The organism is Pseudoalteromonas sp. MB41 (genome assembly GCF_020966275.1).
GTDB lineage: Bacteria > Pseudomonadota > Gammaproteobacteria > Enterobacterales > Alteromonadaceae > Pseudoalteromonas > Pseudoalteromonas lipolytica.
In genome coordinates, this window is the sequence record NZ_JAJJZF010000018.1 from 64,974 (window position 1) to 88,356 (window position 23,383).

Annotated in this window: 17 protein-coding genes and 1 pseudogene; 10 read left to right on the forward strand and 8 right to left on the reverse strand. The window is 38.0% G+C overall.

Translation table 11 applies throughout. The annotated features are described in order from the left end of the window. Positions 1-69: 69 nt before the first annotated feature. From avs2 to LPA49_RS16005, 5 genes are read right to left on the reverse strand one after another with little or no spacing between them, the layout of a single operon-like run. Positions 70-4,554: an AVAST type 2 anti-phage system protein Avs2 gene (gene avs2 / locus LPA49_RS15985; protein ID WP_230237157.1), complete on the reverse strand. Its 4,485-nt coding sequence runs from the start codon at positions 4,552-4,554 to the stop codon at positions 70-72. 56 nt (positions 4,555-4,610) lie between these two features. Further along, complete coding sequence (locus LPA49_RS15990) at positions 4,611-7,511, reverse strand: type I restriction endonuclease subunit R (RefSeq protein ID WP_230237159.1); 2,901 nt, start codon at positions 7,509-7,511, stop codon at positions 4,611-4,613. 24 nt (positions 7,512-7,535) lie between these two features. Next, positions 7,536-8,780, reverse strand: a complete 1,245-nt coding sequence (locus LPA49_RS15995) for a restriction endonuclease subunit S (protein WP_230237161.1) — start codon at positions 8,778-8,780, stop codon at positions 7,536-7,538. 11 nt (positions 8,781-8,791) lie between these two features. Continuing rightward, the gene (locus LPA49_RS16000) at positions 8,792-10,366 is read right to left on the reverse strand and encodes a type I restriction-modification system subunit M (protein ID WP_230237165.1); all 1,575 of its coding nucleotides are present in this window, start codon (positions 10,364-10,366) and stop codon (positions 8,792-8,794) included. A 14-nt stretch (positions 10,367-10,380) separates the two neighbouring features. Beyond that, positions 10,381-11,253, reverse strand: coding sequence for a WYL domain-containing protein (locus LPA49_RS16005; protein WP_230237168.1), 873 nt, complete (start codon positions 11,251-11,253; stop codon positions 10,381-10,383). Positions 11,254-11,396: 143 nt separating this feature from the next. Here LPA49_RS16005 and LPA49_RS16010 point away from each other — a divergent pair, with 143 nt between their 5' ends. Together LPA49_RS16010 and LPA49_RS16015 are read left to right on the forward strand one after the other, a co-directional pair. After that, positions 11,397-12,035, forward strand: coding sequence for a hypothetical protein (locus LPA49_RS16010; RefSeq protein ID WP_230237171.1), 639 nt, complete (start codon positions 11,397-11,399; stop codon positions 12,033-12,035). Between the two features lie 457 nt (positions 12,036-12,492). After that, positions 12,493-12,708, forward strand: coding sequence for a hypothetical protein (locus tag LPA49_RS16015; protein ID WP_230237174.1), 216 nt, complete (start codon positions 12,493-12,495; stop codon positions 12,706-12,708). Positions 12,709-12,959: 251 nt separating this feature from the next. Here the strand turns inward: LPA49_RS16015 and LPA49_RS16020 are convergent, their stop codons facing one another. The 3 genes from LPA49_RS16020 to LPA49_RS16030 form a co-directional block, all read right to left on the reverse strand. After that, on the reverse strand, positions 12,960-13,361 hold the full coding sequence (locus LPA49_RS16020; RefSeq protein WP_230237177.1) for a MerC family mercury resistance protein: 402 nt from the start codon (positions 13,359-13,361) through the stop codon (positions 12,960-12,962). A gap of 102 nt (positions 13,362-13,463) precedes the next feature. After that, positions 13,464-13,841 carry a MerR family transcriptional regulator gene (locus tag LPA49_RS16025; RefSeq protein WP_004588890.1) on the reverse strand — a complete coding sequence of 126 codons (378 nt, stop codon included), beginning with the start codon at positions 13,839-13,841 and terminating at the stop codon, positions 13,464-13,466. A 42-nt stretch (positions 13,842-13,883) separates the two neighbouring features. After that, the gene (locus LPA49_RS16030) at positions 13,884-14,273 is read right to left on the reverse strand and encodes a Cd(II)/Pb(II)-responsive transcriptional regulator (RefSeq protein WP_004588889.1); all 390 of its coding nucleotides are present in this window, start codon (positions 14,271-14,273) and stop codon (positions 13,884-13,886) included. Between the two features lie 77 nt (positions 14,274-14,350). Between LPA49_RS16030 and LPA49_RS16035 the strand changes: the two genes are divergently transcribed. The 8 genes and pseudogenes from LPA49_RS16035 to LPA49_RS16070 form a co-directional block, all read left to right on the forward strand. Further along, positions 14,351-14,965, forward strand: coding sequence for a cation transporter (locus tag LPA49_RS16035; RefSeq protein WP_004588888.1), 615 nt, complete (start codon positions 14,351-14,353; stop codon positions 14,963-14,965). 55 nt (positions 14,966-15,020) lie between these two features. Continuing rightward, the gene (locus LPA49_RS16040) at positions 15,021-15,752 is read left to right on the forward strand and encodes a transglutaminase family protein (RefSeq protein WP_004588887.1); all 732 of its coding nucleotides are present in this window, start codon (positions 15,021-15,023) and stop codon (positions 15,750-15,752) included. Then, the gene (locus LPA49_RS16045) at positions 15,739-16,641 is read left to right on the forward strand and encodes a cation diffusion facilitator family transporter (protein ID WP_004588886.1); all 903 of its coding nucleotides are present in this window, start codon (positions 15,739-15,741) and stop codon (positions 16,639-16,641) included. Before LPA49_RS16040 ends, LPA49_RS16045 begins: the two co-directional genes overlap by 14 nt. Positions 16,642-16,687: 46 nt before the next feature. After that, the gene (locus tag LPA49_RS16050) at positions 16,688-17,047 is read left to right on the forward strand and encodes a hypothetical protein (protein WP_230237179.1); all 360 of its coding nucleotides are present in this window, start codon (positions 16,688-16,690) and stop codon (positions 17,045-17,047) included. Between the two features lie 83 nt (positions 17,048-17,130). Beyond that, positions 17,131-18,348: a TolC family protein gene (locus tag LPA49_RS16055; protein ID WP_008468875.1), complete on the forward strand. Its 1,218-nt coding sequence runs from the start codon at positions 17,131-17,133 to the stop codon at positions 18,346-18,348. 64 nt (positions 18,349-18,412) lie between these two features. Beyond that, positions 18,413-19,669 (forward strand): efflux RND transporter periplasmic adaptor subunit, encoded by a 1,257-nt coding sequence (locus LPA49_RS16060; protein WP_055022223.1) that lies wholly within the window; start codon positions 18,413-18,415, stop codon positions 19,667-19,669. 11 nt (positions 19,670-19,680) lie between these two features. Continuing rightward, on the forward strand, positions 19,681-22,881 hold the full coding sequence (locus LPA49_RS16065; RefSeq protein ID WP_055022222.1) for an efflux RND transporter permease subunit: 3,201 nt from the start codon (positions 19,681-19,683) through the stop codon (positions 22,879-22,881). A 345-nt stretch (positions 22,882-23,226) separates the two neighbouring features. Further along, positions 23,227-23,383, forward strand: a pseudogene (locus LPA49_RS16070) (IS5/IS1182 family transposase); the annotation flags it as partial.

The window sequence follows — 23,383 nt, forward strand, 5'->3', positions numbered from 1 at the left end:
AGTGGTTTAAGTTATAATTCATATAACTCACAAAGTACCATTTAAAAATACTAGTTAATTTACTTATTCTTATCTCATGGTATAAGTGTTAAGACTACCTATTAGTTGATTGTTGTCAAAACAATACGCTCCACTAAACTCCTGTCGACCATAATGATGACTGGAAGTGAGGGAGCCACCTATAACTCCTTTCTCACCCAATAATGTCCAAACTATTTCGAGGCTGTTTTCCTTTAACATTGTTAAAAATGGTTCTTTTTTTACAAGTAAATGAGGCTTTGACGCGTGTAAAGCTTCGGCTGCAAAACAAACTATAGTTCCGTTTTTATCCTTGAAACTACCTTCCATTTCTCCATTTGTTAAGCCCATCTTTTCGAAGATTAAATTGCTAGGTTTCAGAAAACTCAAAGTTTCTATTTTTGATTTATCGAACTCTTCTTCCCACAAATAATTAACAGAAGTAATACTAACTTCAGCTATCTTTGCTCTGGAATCTTGATCCCATACAGAGGTCCAATCGGCGCCACCGTAATAGTCTGATTTGAAAAATTGAAATGCTTCGGACCAATAGAACTCTCTATTAAATAATTGGTATCTGTCACTGCCTTCAGGCATCCATCTGCCCATGAAATGTTGATTTGAGGCCCAGTCCTTAAAATTTTCAAATTCTTCTACTTTAACAATGTAGCTTCTGATATGACTCCAAACCTCTTTTCTTGGGTGCCCCCAATCTTCATTGCCTATAATTTTGGGTTCTTTCCAAGATGGATAACTTTCTAATATTAACCATTCATCACCGGTGTTATCTTTAACTTCAATCAAACCATATGGATTAGCTATTGTATTCGGGCTTTTAACCCATTCTTCATAAGAACAATCCCAATCAAATACTTCATCATTAAGCCACCACATGTCTTGATTGCTTACCACCTTGGCTCCTGTTTCTTTGAGTAAGATCGTAGGATCTATATCTCTAAGGTAAGGCTCCCATGGACCTTGATATGGGCTTTCCTTTCTTTCATCACCATAACCCTCAAATCGAATGAAATTATCAGCCAGCTTTGCCATATATTCATAATAAGCAATCCATTGATACTTCTTACCAATTCGCTCTTGAAATGATTCTCGACGACCACGGCCAGTTCCTACTTGTCGATCAAAATCACCATGTTTGTCAGGATCCCAGCCTAGCTCTATAACACGATTAAATATAAAACGCTCTGCTATTCTAAGATCAAAGTGTTTATCCGTTTCCAGTAAGTTATTATTGTGATCAAGGTACGGCTCTATATCTTTTTCAAAGTCAATTAATAAGTCGTCTGCCAAAGACTCCTTAAACAATTGCTTGTTCGCGTTTATTTCATCCTGGTCTTTTCTGCCTATTGCGCTATTAAGCCTAATTGTAGTGTCACCAAATGTAATTTCTTCGGCCTTGTCATCATAAATGATTGGGTCAGTGGCTGCATAAAGCTCTTTCTGGGTATCAGATAATTTACTTTGGAATATTTTAAATATTTGCTTACGGTCGACAGGGATTTCACCAAACTTGCAACCTGACCAATCTGAATGATTGTGATTTGTTCCAATCGTATATCGAGAGAAGTCACCGCCTCCCATAATCGAGCCCCAAAGTGTCCAATAGGGGTCTCTATCATAAAGGGATTCTAATTCTTCTTTTGAAGGAATTTCATCAGGCCAACTACTATTATATGGAGGTTTAGTCTTAGCCAGTTCAACATCGTCAAGCACCAGCCCGGAGTGAATAGCAAATTCAATGATTTCTCTCGCATAATCTCTGAGTAATATATTTGGATACACATATTCAGTACAAAATACTTTGTGATAAACAGTTTCGGCTAAACATTTTAATTCCTGAACATTATCAGTTCGTAATGTACAGCCTAATGCAACTGCAAATATTCTTTCCCAAACATAAGGGTCATTCACCCCATCAAACTTATCGATTAGTTTTGTCAAAACAGAGATTCTATTTTCTAGTAAACTCACTAAAGCCTTAGTAGAACAATCGCGAAGCTCTCTATTACTCGACGTTAAATACCAACATAAACTAGTGGCCACCAACTCTATTGACTCGTCTGAAATGTAGCTTTTATCTGTCCTAGCCCACGCCCAATCTATTAGATGCCTAAATGCAGAGTCTTCACTATATTTATATTTGAGTTGTGTAGTCCAAAATACATCTCGATCGGCTAAAGAGTACTGCATTAACCAACTATGCAAGAAATTAGCATTGAAGGGGTGATCAACTAACCCTGAGATTGAGATAATTGCTTCTAGAAAATGATCAAAGCTATTGTTAAACCTAAATACTTGCTCATTGATAAAAGGTTTTATTTTTTCGAAATCAATGGCATTGATGTCTCGCCAAACCAAACTTTCAATAAATGCTTCTAGTAAGTTATGATTCTCACTAAACTCAGGTAATAATTCATAAAGCTCTTTCCCAAATCTTTCTGGTAGTTGAATGGATAGTGCCTCTACTATGCCCGAGTGTCTGTAAAAGTCATATTCATCTTTAAAATAACTTTTCAGGCGACCATCAGTTTTAAATTCATTTTCGATATTTTCAACATCGTCTAATAAGAACTTGACTGTTAAATGGTCATCAAACCTTTCAAAAGCCACATACACCACTTCCTCGGTAGAGTTATCATCATGTCTAACTATGCCTTTAGTCAGTAATCCTTCATCAATTAAGGCGCTAAGAAAAGTTTTATCAGTAACATAATCATTAACAACAGATTGAACCGCCGTATGAGCATCTTTAAGTGAAATATTACTACTACCAATACTCAATTTAACTTTTACTATTTCGTTGAGGGCGTCTCTTACAAGGGGGAAGCTGGGGTCGAACGCGTATTTTTTGGGTGATGCTAATGACTTATTTACTCCTTCCACTAAAAAATTCAGAATATTTGAAATACCATTAAATCCAACAGGCACTCTAGTTAAGTCATTTTTCTTAACTCCCTCACACAACAATTTAAGAAATAGAGGATTTTTAAACTCTGGGTTAAGATTTGGTGACGAAGGCCTCTCTATATTGTAATAGTCATAAAATAAATTAACTGCTTCCAACTCGACATTTTGAAATCCAATATGCTCATGCACTTCAAAATTATTGCGTTCCAAGTTCTCATCTGAAATTGTGACACTTTTATATGTTGTTCTGAGTGATAGGACTAGACCTAGCCATTCAAACTCCTTGATTTCATCCACAAAACTGTTGATGTTATCATTCCAGAATTTGTTGCCATTCCCTTCATTGATAGCATCAATAAAGATTAAGACTCTAGTCCCTGCTTTTTGACCCAATAAGTTCAGTTTTTCTAGGAACTCACGAGAAGTAACTTTAATCTGTAACCTCTTAAAGATTTGTGACCAGGGCGATTCATCTAAAGTAAGCTGTTGACCTAGAATAAATAGAGAGGGATGCCCCGAGGCAATTCGAGTTTTAATAACGTCAGCAAGTAAATGAGATTTACCTATTCCGGCTTTTCCTTCGAGAAGTAAGAAGGGGTTGTTAGCTAATTTGACTGTTATTGAGGTAATAAACGTAAGTAAATTATTGCACGCATAATCAAACTCCCGCAGCTCTCTCAAAGTAGATGAATACTTATCGCTGAAGTGATTAGCTTCACCTTCTTTTTTGGCCTCTTCCCGTAACTCCCACAATACTGATTCCGACTCATTAATGGCTTCCTGACATCTGGAAACATTATCAATAAACTTATTCGTTGGAACTTCACTTAATTTAGAAATGTCAGGTTCTTGATAGAGGTTAAAAATGTTGTTTAGCGACTCAGCTATTACGGATAATGGTGTAGCAATTTCATCACATTGGTGAAGTTTATTTCCTTTGATAAGAAAACTATCGATATGTGAATAAAACATATCAGAAAATGCTTGAGTCCTTCCAAGGCCCTCAAATACCTTGGCAATATCAAGTTTTAAATTTAACTCAGGTGTATATCGTCCACCTAAATCCGCAATTGCCAGTGCGTTTTTTTCATTTAACCAATCATTGCTCAGGTGAAATGTTAACTTCTCATCTAATGATTGCAGTATGAGCTTTATCTGTAATATTTCATTACTGATATCGAATATTTTTTCTTTATAAGTTTCTTCAAAATGGAGTTTTTTCAACTTTTCACAGTTGTTTATCTTAATCGTTAAAATCGCATAAAAACGTTCAAGTTGCTGCTGCGTTGGGGGTAATACATTTGGATTTTCATTAAACTTATTAACCAATTCCGATTTGTCAGGTAACTCGCTAAACAATACATATTCATTCAGGACATCAAATAACGGCTGAGATTGATAGAACGGAACCTTGTCTGAATCTTTTGGGTATTCAGTTTCAAACTCTGAAGTTGTTTCCTCAATAAGCTGATAGAGCCTGTCTACATACTTTTGCTTTGGAAAAAGCAGGTTGCGAATATAGCCATATCCCTCTTGTGTTATAAATTGGTCTACGAATTTTGTAGCAACGTAATAAGCTACTCCGCCAACAGCCATTGAGACAGGTTCCATTTTATCTATCCTACATTCTTATAATTTTGTCAAAGCCTCTTGGCTTTAGTGAAGTGCTACATCCCACCATAAAACGTATTCACAAAGCCCTTAAACTTCTCAGCCAGCCTTGGTATTACCTTCTTGCGTTGTAATACACTTGGGGGCTTTTCCATCGTTGCTACGATGTCTTCACGCAGTGGTTCTTGGTTGTTGAAGATCATGCGTTCGACCAGCTCTTTTACGTTTTCTGGAATAAGATTTTCTTCCTCAGCCATTTGTTGGGTGGCTTTTTCTTTTTCTACTTCCCAGTAAACTGCAAACGCGTCATCCACTTCTTCCGCTGACTTCACTTCTGGTAAGTTTTCTTGGATGAATTTATCAATTAATTCTTGTTTGCTGCGAAGGTTAGGATCACCACCAATAACCTGCATAAGTGCTTTATATTGATACTGATATTCTTCTTCAGTATCTGTCTCTTTGAGCTTGCTAAGCAGCTTTAAGATGTAGGCAACATTTACTTCATCCATTGCCAGTAGCTCTAGTTCAAAGTCGACTTCTTCGAGAATAGATTCTTTTTCAGGTACTGTGTTTGTCTTAACTTTGTCATAAAGATCAAGGTACTTGCTCTTATAGTCTTCGAACTCTTGTTCACTGATGTCTACGTCATCAAACTCAAAGTCGGCAAAGGTTGAAAGCACGTTACGCAAGCGCATTAATTCCCTAAAGGCTTTAACGTATTCCAGCTCCATATGTTCATCTTGCAATGAATCAACACTATCTACCTCTGGCGCAATTTTTTTAAGCTGCTCTAAAGCCCGGTTAAACAGCTTAAGGAATTCTTCATACGACGGCATTATCACCGTGTCTCTGGCGTCTTTGTTTGAGAACAGTGCTAAGGCTTCATCTGTGCGCTTTTTAAGATTACGGAAACAAACAATATTGCCCTGTGATTTTTGCTCATTCAGAATACGGTTAGTGCGTGAATACGCCTGAATTAATCCATGGTATTTAAGGTTTTTATCAACGTACAAAGTATTAAGTGTTTTGCTATCAAAGCCGGTAAGGAACATATTCACAACCAACAAAATGTCGATTTTGCGCTCCCGAACCTTCTTTGAGATATCGTTGTAGTAGTTATAAAACGATTCACTGTCTTTCGTGGTATAGCTACAACTGAACATCTCGTTGTAATCGCCAATGAACTGTTCTAGCTTATCTCGGCTATGGCTATATGCGGCTTGAGGTTCGGCAACTTTATCCAACACGGCCTCATCTAAGCCATCAGCGTCTGGGTCTTCTTCATTGGCAGCATATGAGAATATCGTCGCAATTCTGAGGTTGTGTTTACCTTCAGCCTTTTTCTTAGCAAACAGCTCATAATACTTAATTAAGGCAGGTACGCTCGACACACAGAACATGCCGGTAAATTCTTTACTGTGCGTTTTGCGTTTATGCTGAGCGATAATGTAATCAACGATCTTTTCTAACCTAACATCAGATTCCATCAGCTCTTTGGTATCAATGCCTTCAACCTCAATATCCACCTCATTAGCGCTGTCTTTCTTCTTATAGCGGCCAACGTACTCAATATTGAATTTGAGCACGTTCTCGTCCTTAATCGCATCAACAATGGTGTATTTATGAAGTGGCTTGTGGAATAAGTCTGTCGTAGTGTATTTACGAGATGATTTTGATACCGCATTCTTTTCAAGAATAGGTGTACCGGTAAAACCAAACATTTGATGATTAGAGAAGAACTGAGTGATTTTCTTGTGGGTATCGCCAAATTGACTGCGATGGCATTCATCAAATATAAACACCATATTTTTATCTTGCACCGGTTCCATTCGTTTAGAGTAGCGTTTATGGCTAATGGCGTTATTGAGCTTTTGTATGGTAGTAACAATCAGTTTGGTATTTCGTTTCTCGTTAACTTTATCCTCAGGAATTGGCGCGTCAGTAAACTGATCCACTAACAACTTAGTGTTATCAGTGCTATCTACACAACCTTTGGCAAAGCCATTAAATTCTTTACTGGTTTGGTAGTCGAGGTCTTTACGATCAACCACAAATACCACTTTATGGATGTTGCTATCGCCGGTAAGAAGTTGTGCTGTTTTAAACGAGGTTAGTGTCTTACCAGAGCCTGTGGTATGCCAGATATAACCGTTGAGCTCATCAGTTGGTTGATTCTGAGCTTTTAACTGTTCACGTTCTGCAACTCGTTCAATAATGGCTTCTGTGGCATAGATTTGATACGGACGCATGACCATAAGAATGCGGTCAGTTTCGTTCAATACCACATATTTAGTGATCATATCTGTCAGGTGTTGAGGCGTTAAAAACTCGTCGGCAAACTTAGTTAATTCTGTAAAACGCTCATTTTTAACATCGGCCCAATAGAAGGTTTGTTTAAAGCTTTGTTTGCGATTATTGGCGTAATACTTAGTATTGACTCCATTTGAAATAACAAATACCTGAACATACTGAAATAAGCCATCTTCCGCCCAATAAGAGTGGCGCTGGTAACGGTTAATTTGGTTAAACGCCTCTTTAAGCTCTAGTCCTCTGCGCTTAAGTTCAATTTGAACCAGCGGCAAGCCATTAACCAGTATGGTAACGTCATAACGGTTTTTATAATGGCCTTCTAGCGTTACTTGCTGAGTTACTTGGAAGTGATTCTTACTAAAGTCATCATCAAGAAATCGAAGATAACCAACGGTGCCATCGTCCTTGTTGATTTGTAGCCTATCACGTAGCGTTTTCGCTTTATCAAACACGTTGCCTTTTGATAAAGCATTACGAATTTGCTTAAGCTCATTATCACTAATATCAAAGCCATTCAGCTTTGAAAGCTGCTTTTTAAGGTTAGCTCTAAGGGACTTAACATCATTAATGACGGCTTTTTCAAAGCCACCTTTAACGAGCTGTGCTACTAAGTTATTTTCTAATTCTTGTTCTGACTGATAGGCCACAATAACTCCTTGTACTTCTAATCCTTAAACAAACATCTGCTGCAACAAGCCTTTTTTAAACGTTTGAGTCAGTTCAATTTGCTGATTTACTGCATCGAGCTTTTTATCAAGAACTCGCAGAAAAGCCGCTATTTTTTGCTGTTCTTCATAGCATGGAGCTAAAATTTTTACATCATGAAAAAACTCACTAACACTGACGTTCAACAAACCGTGGTTTCGAGCACCTTCTTGAGCAATTTTGTTTATTTCCCTATTTAAGTTACCAGCTTCAAAATATTGCTCCCAGAACTCATCGTGCTGTTCACCATGAGACTTAAAGCAGATGTAAAGTGTCGAGACGACACCTTTATCATAATTATTTAGGCGTTTAATTGCGCCCATTGGATAGCCTTTTGAATAGCTTTTGTTGTAAGCAAAATCACCTTTTTCTAACAAGTAGTAACCAGTAACATCCTTAGCAGATACAGACTTATTAAAATACTTTTCTTGGTTAATCAGTCCTTGTTGAGCTGAAATTGTTAAAACATTTTGGTTATCTTCTTTATTCTTGCGTGTTACCCGCTCAAAAACTTGCTCAAACTTCTGCTCTTGCCAATCAGGAAAGGCATTGCCATTGTCATCTTTAAAGCGGATTTCTTGCTTGAATAGCTTTTGCATCACGCCTTTTTTGTATTGAGTCAGTAAGGCATGTTTTTCTTTAATTAGGCTGATTTTTTCATCCACCGAAGAAAGAAATTCAGCTACTTTTTTTTGTTCATCAATAGATGGAAGGTTGATTTTTAAGCCTTTCAAATCTGAGTTATAAACGTTGCTGATACTTGCACCTCTGGCGAGTGTTGAAATTTTTTTTCTCAGCTTTTCATTTATGTAATAAGAGACATAAATTGGCGAGTAATCAATAGTGCCATTTGGTCTTAACACATTAATAGTTCTGCCGATAGCAACATCTTTAAGCATCAAAGCTGAGGCAGAACCAATGTCTAATGGGTCTTCTCCTGCCGATGGCAATAGAATCTCATTTCCAAAGCTAAAAGTCAGTTCAGAGCGCGGTAAATTCGTGCAATTAATGGTTTTCGAAATAACTTCTCCATACATGTGGTATAGCTCACCATATCTAACACAGGGAACTTCATATTCGGGAGAAGCTTCATTTTGTTTGATATTCTTGCCAGATGAAAAAGTAAAAATGTCTTCAAATTTATGTCTTGGATAGCCTTTCTCGTTGCTAAAACCAGTAAATCTAATCATAGGAAGAGTTCGATTTTCCATAATTTCCCTCTTTAAAATGGCGCTTTGATATTAAGCTCAGAACAAAACTGATGAATAGCTTTATTAATATCCTGTAACTTATTATCAAACTGTGAAAGTTCTGAAGCCACATTTTCTATATCAACAGCCTCTTCTTCTTCAAAGGTATCTACATATCTAGGAATATTTAAATTAAAGTCATGTTCCTGTATAGATTCTCGATTCATAACCGGCAGAATGGGAGCAACATAGGAAAATTTCTCGATGTTCTCTCTATGTGCAACAGATTCTAGAATTCTTTCTAGGTCTTCTTCTCGAAGATAATTCTGATTGGCTGCTTTGCCATAATATTTACTAGCATCAATAAACAAAACATTATCGCTATGTTGTCGATTCTTTTTAAGCACCAGAATACAAGTTGGAATAGATGTACCGTAGAATATGTTGGCGGGTAAACCGATAACAGCATCTAGGTAGTTCTTATCTTTAATCAAATGCTTACGAATATGACCTTCAGCAGCTCCACGGAATAACACGCCATGCGGTAAAACAACAGCCATAGTGCCGTCGTCATCTAGTTGATGAACCATATGTTGTACGAATGCAAAGTCGGCCTTTGAGGAAGGTGCTAACTTGCCATAATCTTGAAAACGTTCGTCAGTTAAGAAGCCAGTGGCAGCACTCCAACTGGCTGAAAACGGAGGGTTTGCTACCACCGCTTCAAAGCGCTTTTCAATATGGTGTGGCTGTTCTAACGTATCGTCTTGTTGAATATCAAACTGGCGATAATGTACCCCGTGCAAGATCATATTCATGCGAGCAAGGTTGTACGTACTAGGGTTAGATTCTTGGCCGTAATAGTTGCCCACTTCTTTGACTTCTTTAGCTACACGTAACAACAATGACCCTGAACCACAGGTTGGGTCGTAAACGCTTCGCAATTTGTCTTTGCCCATAGTTACGAGCTTTGCTAGCAATTTTGAAACCATTGGAGGGGTATAGAATTCACCGGCTTTTTTACCGGCACCAGAAGCAAACTGACCTATTAGATATTCGTAAGCATCACCTAATACATCGATTTCTGTTTCGTGGTGTAGGAAGTCGATATCATCAAGATGAACAAGGATTTTTGAAATCAGCTCGTTCTTGGCTTTTTCAGTTTTTCCCAGCTTGTTTGACGTTAAATCTAAATCATCGAACAGACCATTGAAGTCATCTTCTGATGCGGTACCCATGGTGCTTTGTTCAATATGGTTAAGCACTTCAGATAATGCTTCTAGGATAAACTCACCGTTTTCACCTTTTTGAGCAAGCACATGGAATAGCTCGCTTGGCTTTAAAAAGTAACCTAAGAGATCAATGGCTTCTTCTTGAATAGCCTCTAGATATTCTTTGCCTTCATCGGTGTTTTCGTCAATGGCATCAAACTTAATACCATCCTCTTTTAATAGCTCGTCTGCATATATATCCATACGCTCAGACAAATACTTGTAGAAGATAAACCCTAAAATATAATCACGAAATTCATCAGCACTCATGTTGCCACGTAAGGCGTTGGCAATATTCCATAACTGTTTTTCGAGTGCTTTTTTGTGTTGTTCAACCATCTTGGTTACTGTTCCTAATTAAGTTGTTGGCCTGGTGTTATTGAGAAGTCGATTAAATCGACCAGGCCATTTTTATTCTTCAAATACAATTGGTACTCGTCGCCAGTTAACGTTGCATTGTCTGTACAATCAACATTCCACTGACGAAGTAAGTAATTTGCTAAAGCAGCTCGAACCTCAAGTTCAAGTATGCCCTTTGTCATGCCGTAATCCATTTCAATCGCCTTGCTATGGCTAAGGCTTGGGTGTGGTACTAGCTGCAATTCACACAGCGTATTCCAAGCGCTATCCATGTCGGCTAATTCATTACTTTTAGGCTCAGTTTCTTGTAGTTCGATACGCTTGAACCGTGTGCAAACAAAATCCCGAAACTCGTTGCTCTTGCGGTCATATGCTCGCACATGCCAACGATGACCGTTATTAACAATGGCATGTGGTATTAACTCCCGTTTGGTTGCTCCGCTGCTAAGAGACTCATATTCACATTTAATCGCTGAATTTGAGTAAATCGCTCGCATGATGGCTGAAATGATTTCAACGTTTGGGTGAAGCAACCGAATCGAATCAAAGCATGCCGATGACTTCTCTTGTGGCAACGAGAAACCATCTCCAAAGCCTTTTGCTAATGTTCTTAGGGCTTCCTCAGGATCATGCTCGAAAATGGCTCTGAATGCGTCTGAGCGCACATAACGCTTATTCTCATGCATAAGCACAGCATTGTCTGGTGCTAATTCTCTATACAGAGAAAGATCACGTGTACATGATGCCAAACCAGTTCCAAATTTTTGTATCAAGTCAGCCCTTGCTATTTGCCCAAAAAATTCAAGGCTAAAGTCAATAAAAGCAAGGCGTTCGCGCTGTGCATGATTAAGATTTTCGAGCTGCATACTTTAATAAAACCAAGTTTTAATCAAAGTACATTAGCTTAAACGGCAAAAAGGAGCAATCAAATTGATGTAATCATTTTGATTGTTTTGGGGTTGTTGGTGTAGGCTTAAGTGACTGTTGACCAGAAAAAGGCATACCCGTTATGGTTGAAGCTGTCATAAGGTTTGAAATTAATAATGACTCTCTAACGTTAGATGACATTGACAATTGTCTCTTCGAGGCGGGGTTTGATGATGCAATTATAAGCCACTCAGGAGGTGGAACAATTGCAATCGAATTAACTAGAGATGCGATTAGCCATGCTAAGTTGGTCGAATCAGTTGTTGCCACGGTCATGAGCGTTATCCCGAGTGCAAAAGTAATCCATGCTTCGAGTGACAGTTGGCAAACAAGCCAAAAGCAACTTATAAACCCTATCAAGAACAAAGACCTAGCTAACCCCGGAGTCGATGTTTCGATTTCTAGAATTCGAAGCCAACAAAAGCTTAGAAGCATTGCTGAAATTGAGGACGGTGATATTGTCGATATTCCAGATGACAAAGAGCTACTGCATCCTGCTCGATATTTCGAGGCTCTGTACTTACATAAATTCCGAGCCCAAGGACTGAGCAATAGTGACCTCTGCAAAGTGTTAGGCCTGTCTGTCGAGCAATTCAGTGATTTTCTTAAAGGGAATGAGGGGGTAACTATTACGTTCGCTAAACGACTTGAGGAGGTCACTGGAATGCCTAGTGAGTTCTGGTTACGCACTCAGAGCAAATTTGATAATTCACGTAAATAAGATTGCTGGAGATCAGTATCAAGGCTTGATTTAAATATCCACGATCAGAATGAAGCCTTCATCTTAATACCAGGATCAGAATCAAGGCTTATTTCAATATTAGAGTTTATCATCAAGGCTTCATTTTAGTATTGAGATCAGAATGAAGGCTTATTTCAATATTCGAGTTTATCATCAAGACTTCATTTTAGTATTGAGATCAGAATGAAGGCTTATTTCAATATTCGAGTTTATCATCAAGGCTTCATTTTAGTATTGAGATCAGAATGAAGGCTTATTTCAATATTCGAGTTTATCAGCAAGGTTTCATTTTAGTATTGAGATCAGAATGAAGGCTTATTTCAATATTCGAGTTTATCATCAAGACTTTATTTAAGTATTGAGATCAGAATGAAGCCTTTTTCTAATATCCTTAAACAGAGTCAAGACTATTTAAATACCATACGCAGGTTGATATATGATTGTGAAAGTAGGTAAAAATGGGGCTATTCCACTACCTGACAATAAGGAATGTAATTTAAATATCGGTGATATTCTATTATGTAAGCTTACTGAAGATAAGCGCTCAATTGAACTTGAAAAATTTTCAGATCAATCTTTAACTGATGAACAAATAAAAGTACACGGCTATTTAGCTCGCGTGGAGCCACTAAACCCTGATGACTACAACTAAGCTATTTGACTGAAATGATTTCTTCGTTAACTTACTCTATGATTGCTGAAAGCAAGTCTTCTTGTATCATAAAGAAGGCTTAATTCTAATATCGGCGATCAGAATGAAGCCTTGATGCTAGTAAAATTTAGTTGTAACAATCTAAATTGAATTAGTCTGAATGTAATCTGTCAGTTTCGTTTTCTTGATGTGATTATACCTGACAGACTACCTAAATTGGTTCTGCCCCAAAATGAGTTAACGTAAATGCACTAAGGGTGGCTTTGAGCGAAAAGCAGACATTGACCGTTAATCGTTTCAACGACGGCAATTAGCCATACGTTGCATGTTTGCTCCCTTACTGGTTTTACGATATCCAAAACCGACATAACGACCATTAAGCAAATACCAAAGTAAAATAGGTATGTGCTCCAATCATATAGCCAAAGAGGATAAAGCGTTAATAGCACTGCTACAGGCCCTAGAATGCTGAAGACAGCTCTGGTATGGTTTTTATTTTTGTGCCAGTTGTATAAGTTTACCAATAGTTCCAAAGATGCAAAAATAGGTAAAAGCGTATTTACAGCTATTCCTTCGAAGTGAGAGAAGAAGCCTAGTCCTAATGCCGATGCAAGTGACCTTAATGCAGGGAGGCAGGCCGTGCCGCTAGCCAAACGCCACTAGAGCCTACTCTGTCTAATATTTTATTTATCATTTGAAAGTCTATTGGTTGATATTACCATCATTCTAAACTCCGTATACAAGTACGGAGTCAATCATTTTAATGAGTCAATTATGGGGCAATGTGTTGGATCTTCGTTTTGCATACAGGTATTTGTCATACCCACAATTACTTTCTCTAAACGTTGAAGGTCATTAATTTTGTCTCGAATGATTGCTAACTTTTGTCGGTTTAATAGCTCAACTTGAGCGCAGTTGCTGTCCATAGACATTAGCGATTTTATTTCTCTTAACGTAAAGCCGAGCGCTTTGGCTTTTGTGATAAACCTAAGTTGTCCTGCTATTGATTCGTCATATTGTCTATAACCAGATATTGGTTTTTCAGGTTGTGTAATCAGTCCTTCTCGTTCATAAAAACGAATGGTTTCTACATTTAAATTTAATGATTGTGCTAATTTGCCAATGGTTTTCATTATTGCCTTTGTGAATACTACTAATCTAAAGTTATATTTAGTTCAACTATCTAATGACTTGATAATGCCACAGACTTCAATTGTACCGTCAGACCCGCAAGAGCTTGCCATTAGTTTTAACTCTTTTTTGAGTGCATTCAATTCCTTCATTCGTTGATTAACTAAAGTTAGTTGCCGATCAATTAATGCATTTACACTAGAGCAACTCTCCTCTGGCTTGTTTTTTAATTCAATGAGTCGCTTAATATCATTAAGCGGAATATCTAAACTTCGACAATGCTTTACGAACTCTAGCTCTTTAAATGCCTTATTAGAATACAACCTGAAATTCCCTTCAGTGCGATCAGGATCTGACAGCAAGCCCTCCTTTTCATAATATCGGATGGTTTGTACTGAATACCCCGATGTTTTCGATAACTCACCAATTTTCATAAAATTTCCAAATAAACTTGACCCTATAGTCACTATAGGATTTATAGTTAGAGCATACAAGTTAATCGGAGATGAAAATGAGCGATTGTGGGTGTGAAGTTGAGCTAAAAGATAACCAGCAAAAAACGGTGCTTTATTGGCTTCTGGCTATCAATGCCTCGATGTTTGTTTTTGAAATTGGCTTTGGTTGGTTATCAGAATCAACGGCTTTAATTGCAGATTCGTTAGACATGCTAGCGGATGCAATCGTCTATGCAATTGCACTATACGCGGTGGGAAAGTCAATCCAACATAAGGCTAATGCTGCTTTAGTGAGTGGCTATTTCCAACTGGGGTTAGGCGTGCTAATTCTAATGGATATTGCTAGAAGGCTGTATGGTGAAAGTGAGCCTCACTCTTGGTTTATGATTGGCGTAGGCATGGTTGCTTTAGTTGCAAATGTGATTTGTCTCATCCTTATTCGAAAGCACAACAACGATGAAGTACATATGAGAGCTAGCTGGATATTTTCAGCGAATGATGTAATTGCAAATCTTGGTGTCGTTATCGCAGGCATACTCGTTATGGTGCTGAAACAGCGTTGGCCTGATATCGTCATTGGTAGCATCATTTCAATGTTAATTCTTCGAGGCGCTTACCGAATACTAAGCGATGCTAAACAAGAATTAGCTGTTGCTGAGAAAACACGTTAAACACCAAATGAAGATAAACAATCAACCTTTGGTTGTTCAAAGTAAGGAAACATCAATGAATAGCAAATATCTAGAAAAAACCAAGATAGTAAATTTTGAACACTCTACAATTCAATCATTAATTTCTGAGCGTAATTGGCAAGAACTCGATGACTTCAACAAAATTGGTGCAGCCTACCAATTTGTTAAAGATGAAATATTATTTGGTTACAATGAGAGTGATGATATTTCAGCAAGCAGTGTTTTAGCCGATGGTTACGGACAATGCAATACCAAGGGTAACTTGCTGATGGCTTTGTTACGAGGATTAGGTATTCAATGTCGTTTTCACGGCTTTACTATTGAGCAGCGATTACAAAAAGGAGCTATTCCAACTTATGTATTTTGGTTAGCACCTAAATATATCATTCATAGTTGGATTGAAGTTTATTTCAAGGATCGTTGGATAAACTTAGAAGGCTTTATATTAGATGAACAATATTTAAGTTCACTACAGCACAAATTTAGTCAAATAAAAAACGAATTTTGTGGTTATGGTGTTGCAACAAAGTGTTTCTCTTCGCCAGATACAGATTGGCGTGGTCAAGATACCTATATACAAAAAGAAGGTATTCATGATGATTTTGGTGTTTATAATTCCCCTGATGAGTTTTATCTCGAAAAAGGAACTAACTTATCAGGAATCAAACGTTGGATGTATCAACGAGTGATCCGTCACTTTATCAATTTTAACGTAGTCAATGTAAGAAATTTAAAAGTTCTTGAGGTGGAAAATGCACAATCATAGCCATAGCCATTCGCATGGAAAAGACGACCGTATAGGTTGGACATTTTTCCTTAATGTTTCATTTACTATTATCGAATTTATTGGTGGTTGGCTAACCAACAGTACCGCTATTATGGCTGATGCTGTACATGACCTGGGTGACAGTTTATCTATAGGATTCGCTTGGATACTGAGTCGTTTCTCGGATAAAGAAGCATCCGATAGATTTAGCTATGGCTATCGTCGTCTTACCCTGTTTGGCGCATTAATTAACAGTATTGTATTAGTTATTGGTTCTGTCTGGGTGCTATTTGAAGCAATACCAAGATTATCTAATCCTGAAATGCCAATGGCTGAAGGAATGTTGGGTCTTGCATTACTTGGGGTTGCTGTTAATGGGTATGCAGTATTTAAACTAAAAGCGGGTAAAACGCTGAACGAAAAAGTACTTACGTGGCATTTGCTTGAAGACGTACTTGGCTGGGTTGCAGTCCTAATTGTTTCTATCGTGCTGCTTTTTGTAGATCTACCAATATTAGATCCTTTGCTTTCTATAGGCTTTACACTGTTTATATTGTTTAACGTTTTGAAAAACCTGAAAACAACATTGGCACTATTTCTTCAAGCTACACCTGATGAAGAAGTGCAGAATAATATTGAAAAAGCGATAAAGGCTATACCTGAAATTAATGGGATTCATCATATGCACTTTTGGTCATTAGACGGGGAAAGTCACGTATTAACTGCTCACCTAGAGTTAGCCCATAACTTTGAGGTTGATAAATTAATTAGGCTAAAACAACAAGTGGCTAAGGAACTTTCTTCTTATAATTTATCTCATACAACCATTGAGTTTGAGTTTCCTCAAGAAACTTGCCGTGACGAGCATGAAAAACATGCGCATGGCTAGTTTAGAAAACCTTTTTTTGATATTATAATTTTTCATATTTAAGTAGGTGTTTATTTTGAAATTCAATGTTGCGTTAAAAATACTATTAGTCGTTTCGATTGTTTTGCAATCGTTAACTGCTGTTGTATCCGCAACACCTGAGAATCACCAAATAGATATAGAGCACCTTCAAATTCAACATGATCATGCAGATGATCGAAATGTCTCAAATGATAATGTAGGTGATGAGCAGCATAATGAAAAAGATTGTCATCACTGCGGACATTGCAGTGGCAGCCACTTATCTTGGATTTTAGTCAGTAATTCAAATACCACGGGCAAACTAAACATTATCAATAAAACGCCTTATCAAATTGATCAAACAAGTACCTTTCATGAAGCGATACTTCGTCCGCCTATTTCTTAATTAGATTAATTTTTAATGACCTATTTATCCTTTAATAATGGATAAAGGTTTCGTGTTTATTAATTTTAAAATTAAGAATTTTTATGTATATATATTTAAAAAATGCAGGTTTAGTCCTGTCTTTATGTATGGCTGTGAGTTTTTCAGTTGCCACTTATGCCAAACAGAAAAGTATTTCATGGCTAGATAGTCAAATAAATAAAGATCCCGAAGTTGTTGCGGCTAAAGAGTTACTTAATGCAAGTAATCATAGAGCCAAGAGCTTAACTAAAGCCGTATATAACCCAGAGCTTGAAGCAAGCTATGAAAAAGAGGGTGATTTTGATAATTATTCTATTGGTATCAGTCAAACGATTGATTTTTGGGATAAGCAATCAGCAAATAAAAGCATTGGTGAAATTGGTGTTTATGCAAACCAGCAACAATTGTTATCTCTACTCGATTCTAAAAAGGCTAACGCTTTAACTGCAATAGTTAATTGGCAAGCAGCAAAAAAGGTGGCTCAGTTACTTTCAGTAAGAGAAAATCAATTACAAACGCTCGTTGGAATTATTGAAGATAAGCGAAAAGCAGGACTTTTAGAGCCACTTGACGCTGAACTGGTTTATTTAAACTTGTCCCAAGTTTTCAGTGAAATATCTGAGTCGCAAATTGCTTTGAAAAATGCAGAGGTAAATGTTCAGGAGTTATTGCCTGATTGGACGCCTAATACTACCAATTTGTTTTCATTTACTTTTGGAGCAACAAACTATTCATTTAACTCTCAGTGGGTTGAGGAACATCCAAAAGTTAAACTCGCTAGAGCGCAATGGAAGATAAAACAATCTAAAGCTCAACTAACCACTATGGAATCTAAAGCCAATCCAACCATTGGAGTTAACGCAGGGAAAAGTGGAGATGAAGACTTGATTGGCGTGACTTTCTCAATGCCTTTAAATATCAGAAATAACTATTCAGATACTGTTAAAGCCGCTTATTCAGAAGCAATTGCAGCAGAGGCTAACTTTCGGTCGGTTTATCGAAAGCAGTCATTTGAAGCAAAAGCTAATTATGAATCGCTTATTGTCAGTAAAAAATATTATGAGCAATGGCAAAAACTGACAAAAGGCAGATTAGATAGCAGCGAAAACTTATTAAATAAGCGCTGGGAAGCTGGTGACATTAATACTTCTGACTACTTACTTGCATTAAATCAACGTGCGGAAGGGCTTCATGCAGGAATACGTTTGGAAAATCAATTCAAGCTTGCAGAAATATCCTTCATTTTAAGTATGGGTCAGTTATCCAAATTTGAGATTTGAGCGCTTTGTTTTTTCAGTAGCGAAAAACGAAATCTTAAATTTATTAAAAATATAGGTTACAAAAATGAATACAGTAATTAGTAAAAAATTTTTAGCCGTAGTAATTAGCTGCCTGTTAGTTGGGTTTACTACAAATCATGATGCTTTTGCACAGTCGTCAGATGGAACTGGTTCTGTCACAAACGTTTCGAAACAAGAAGAAAAAGAACATCAAGATGAGCATGAACACGAAAAGGGACATGAAGAAGATAAAGGTGACCATGACGAGCACGGCCATGAAGGTGGTAATAAAGAGGGAGAAGAAGGACATGAAGAAGGTATCACTATTGATCCAAAGAAGATGTCGCTTGCTAACATTAAAGTGGAAAGTGTTAAGCCTGAATATCAATTTAGCACCGTATATGCACCAGGCGAAATAAAAGCTAATGGCTATAAAAGTTATGTGGTATCGCCACGTACAGAGTCAGTCATTATTAGTCGCCATGCAGCGCTTGGAGAGCATGTAGAAATAGGTCAGAAGTTAGTTACATTATTTAGTGAAGCAATGGCACAAGCACAGGCTGACTATTTAATCGCTTCAACCGAATGGCAACGTGTGAAAAAGCTGGGTAACAAGACGGTGAGTGAAAGTAGATTATTACAAGCAGAGACTACATACAATGCGAGTTACGGGAAGCTTATTGCTTTAGGGTTAACTGAAAAAGCAATAGATGGCATTTCTAACAAAGACATAAAAGCGTTTGGGCAATATACATTAATTGCTCAGCGTGAAGGGGTTGTACTTCAAGACGATTTTATCCAAGGGCAACGTGTTGATGCTGGTGATTCAGTAATGTTGTTAGCAGATGAAAAACAACTATGGGTTGAAGCAAAAGTTTCTCCAAATAAAAAGCTAAATTTATCAATTGATTCTCCTGCGGTACTTAAATTAGAAGGCCAGAGTTACAATGCCAAAGTTATCCAAGAAGCCCATACAATTGACCCTATTACTCGTACTCGAATTATTAGGTTAGGAGTAGATAATTCGGATGATAATCTTCATTCAGGCATGTTTGTAAAAGTTTACTTTCAGTTTGCCACAAAGCAGAAAGTGATGGCTGTGCCAGAAGAAGCATTGATCCGCAGCGCAGATGGTGATTGGACAGTATTTGTCGAAGACCACCCTGGAGAATTTAAAGCTGTAGAAATAGAACTAGGCCGAGCCTTAGGTGGTTTTAGAGAAATCATTGGCCTTGATAGTGGAACGCGAATTGTAACTAAAGGCGCATTTTTTGTTGCGTCTGAAATCGCTAAAGGCGGATTTGATCCGCACAACCACTAGGGAGCAAGACTATGTTTAATAAAATAATAGATTGGTCTGTTAATAATAGACTCCTGATTTTGATTGCGCTGTTTGCCACTATGGTTGGTGCAGTTATGGTGATCCCAAAATTAAATTTGGATGCCTTTCCTGATGTTACTAATGTTCAAGTTGCTGTAAATACTGAAGCGCCAGGACTGGCTGCTGAAGAAGTTGAACAACTCATTACGTACCCCATTGAAGCGGTAATGTATGCCCTACCTGATGTAGAACAAGTGCGCTCAATTTCTAAAACAGGCTTGTCTGGCGTTACGGTTGTTTTCAAAGAAGGCACCGACATTTACTTTGCAAGACAACTCGTATTTGAGCGTCTTCAAGCCGCAAAAGAACTGATACCAGAAGGTGTTGGGACACCCGAAATGGGACCAAACACCTCTGGGCTGGGCCAAGTATTTCAGTATCTTCTTATTTCAGATAAAGGTGCAGGTTATGATGCTATGGCGCTTCGAAGCCTTAACGATTGGATTGTTAAGTTACTCGTTATGCCTGTCGATGGAGTCACTGATGTATTATCTTTTGGTGGTAATGTTAGGCAATACCAAGTCAATGTCGATCCATCTAAGCTCTTAGCATATGAACTAACGCAAGAAGACGTTGTTGGTGCCCTAGATAACAACAATGCGAATGTTGGCGGATGGTACATGAACCGTGGGCAAGAGCAGCTTGTGATTAGAGGCACAGGCTGGTTTGAGAGTGGTGAGGCTGGCATCAGTAATATCAAACAAGTTCCCGTTAAAACAGTAGATGGTACGGTTGTTACGGTTTCAGATATTGCTAAAGTTGAAATGGGCAGTGAAATTCGTCAAGGTGCTGTCACCATGACGCGCAAAACCGAAGACGGTAAAGTCGAAAATTTAGGCGAAGTTGTCTCTGGCATTGTCTTAAAACGCATGGGTTCAAATACTAAAGCCACCATTGATGGTATCAATGCAAGAATTCCATTAATTAATCAAGCATTGCCAAAAGGTGTTCGCTTTGAGCCTTTTTATGATCAGGCTGATTTGATTGAAAAAGCGGTAAATACAGTGGTTGATGCACTATTACTAGCATTTATTTTCATCTGTATTGTATTAGCACTATTTTTAATGAATTTACGTGCAACCTTCTTGGTATTAATATCTATTCCAATTTCAATTGGTATCGCGTTAATGATCATGGCTTGGTGGGGCATTTCTGCAAACCTTATGTCACTGGGTGGCATAGCGGTCGCTATTGGTATGCTTGTAGATGGCTCAGTGGTTATGGTTGAAAATATGTTTAAACATTTAAATAGACCTGACGCGACACATTCGAAATCGGTAAAGGAACGTGTTCCAACTTCTGACGCAGATCCGCACGATGTAGAACACGATGAGCACGGCATTAAATTACGTCTGCAAAATGCAGGTAAAGAAGTGGCTCGTCCCGTCTTTTTTGCTGCCTCGATTATTTTAGTCGTATTTGCGCCATTGTTCAGCTTTGAAGGGGTTGAAGCAAAGTTATTCCAACCTATGGCAATAAGCATCATCTTAGCCGTTGTATCTGCGATTGTGGTTGCGTTGTTTATCGTACCTGCACTGGCAACTTATTTATTTAAGTCAGGTGTAAAAGAGAGGGAAAGCTTTGTTCTTAGGCCATTAGACAAACTCTACAGAAAAGGGCTTACATTCGCACTAAAACGCACCAAGTTAGTCATTTCAGCCGCACTTATATTAGTTTTCTCTGCCTTTGCATTAGTTCCATTAATTGGTACTGAATTTGTACCTGAGTTAGAAGAAGGGACGATAAACTTAAGAGCAACGCTGGCACCTTCTTCCAGTTTAGATACCGCGCTCACTGTGGCACCAATTCTAGAAGAAAAACTAATGGCTTTTCCTGAAGTAACCTATGCATTAAGCCGAATTGGTCGAGCCGAAATAGGTGGAGATCCAGAGCCTGTGAATAACATAGAAATTTACATAGGGTTGAAGCCTGTTTCTGAGTGGACCAGTGCATCTAATCGATATGAACTTCAAGGGAAAATGGAGAGATCTTTAGAGGAGTTTCCTGGCTTACTACTAAACTTTTCTCAACCTATTGCGACTCGTGTTGATGAGTTACTATCTGGCGTAAAAGCTCAGTTGGCGATAAAGTTATTTGGCCCTGAGTTAGACGTTTTAGCAGCTAAAGGACAAGAGATCGAAGCGGCTATAAAGAGTGTTGATGGTGCAAGAGATGTTGCTCTTGAGCAAATTGCAGGTGAAGCGCAACTTGTCGTAAAACCTAATAGGCAAGAGCTATCGCGCTTTGGACTTTCAGTTGTTGATATAATGGAAGTTGTGCGAGATGGTATTGGAGGGGTTGAAGCTGGACAAATCATCAAAGGCAATGAACGTTATGATATTTACGTGCGTATTGAAGAAGAGTACCGACAAAATAAGGAAGCTATTTCAGATATTCGAATTCAGTCACCAACAGGCGCCTGGGTACGCTTAGGTGATGTTGCAACTGTTTCATTTGAATCAGGTCCTCCTCAAGTAAGGCGCGATGATGTTCAAAGGCGTGTCGTTATTCAAGCAAACGTTCAGAATAGAGATATGGGTAGTGTAGTAGCCGACATCAGAAAAGTTATTGCTGAGAAAGTTGACCTACCTTCAGGTTACTCGGTAGCAATAGGTGGCCAATTCGAAAGCCAGCAGCGTGCTCAAAGCAGACTAGCTATCGTTGTACCTCTATCTTTAGCGCTAATTGCATTGTTACTTTACTTTGCTTTTGGCTCTGTTGGTCAAGCTATGCTGATATTGGTCAACGTGCCGCTTGCTGTAATTGGCGGAGTTTTCTCCTTATATTTATCTGGACAATACTTGTCTGTACCAAGCTCCGTTGGCTTTATTACCTTATTTGGTGTAGCGGTATTGAATGGGGTCGTTATGGTAGAAAGTATCAACCAACGTATTAAAGACGGTCTAGAAGCATCTAAAGCCGTTTTTGAAGGCGCTACTTCAAGATTAAGACCTGTACTTATGACTGCTATAACATCAGCTTTAGGTTTGATACCGATGTTAATGTCTAATGGTGTTGGTGCAGAAATACAGCGCCCATTAGCGAGTGTTATTGTTGGCGGCTTGGTAACTGCAACACTGTTAACATTATTTGTTTTACCTGTTTTATATCGCTGGTTTTCAGAGAAAAAAATAAAAGAGCTATCCAGATAAAATTACTGTGAACTCTAACCCCACGCTAAAGTCACGTTTAGCGTGGGGTTATTGAGTAGATGAACGAAAAGAAAGATTAGATTTAACAATAAACTAATAGTCATGACTGCTTTGTCGGAATATTTGTCGTTAAACAGGCCAAAGCTAACTTCCGCTTTCGTATCTTTGCAGTCTTAATCTCTATGTGTCTCAAGGTCGGATTATGGCACAGACTGTGTGAAAACTCTGATCACCTTTTGGTCTAAGTATGTTCTGCTTATGATCTATTAATCTATACATTTAGTTCACTTAATATACTGATATTTATATAATTAGACTATTGATTCAGTTGAGGGTTGAGGCAGTATGTCAAAGTTTATAAGCGGTGAAAGTCGTGACCAATCAACGTTATTTCCAGAATCGTTGGAAGATTACGTCAGTGAAGATAATACGGTCAGAGTGATTGATGTTTTCATTGAGGAACTAAATCTAGCTGAATTGGGGTTTAAAGGATTAACTTTAA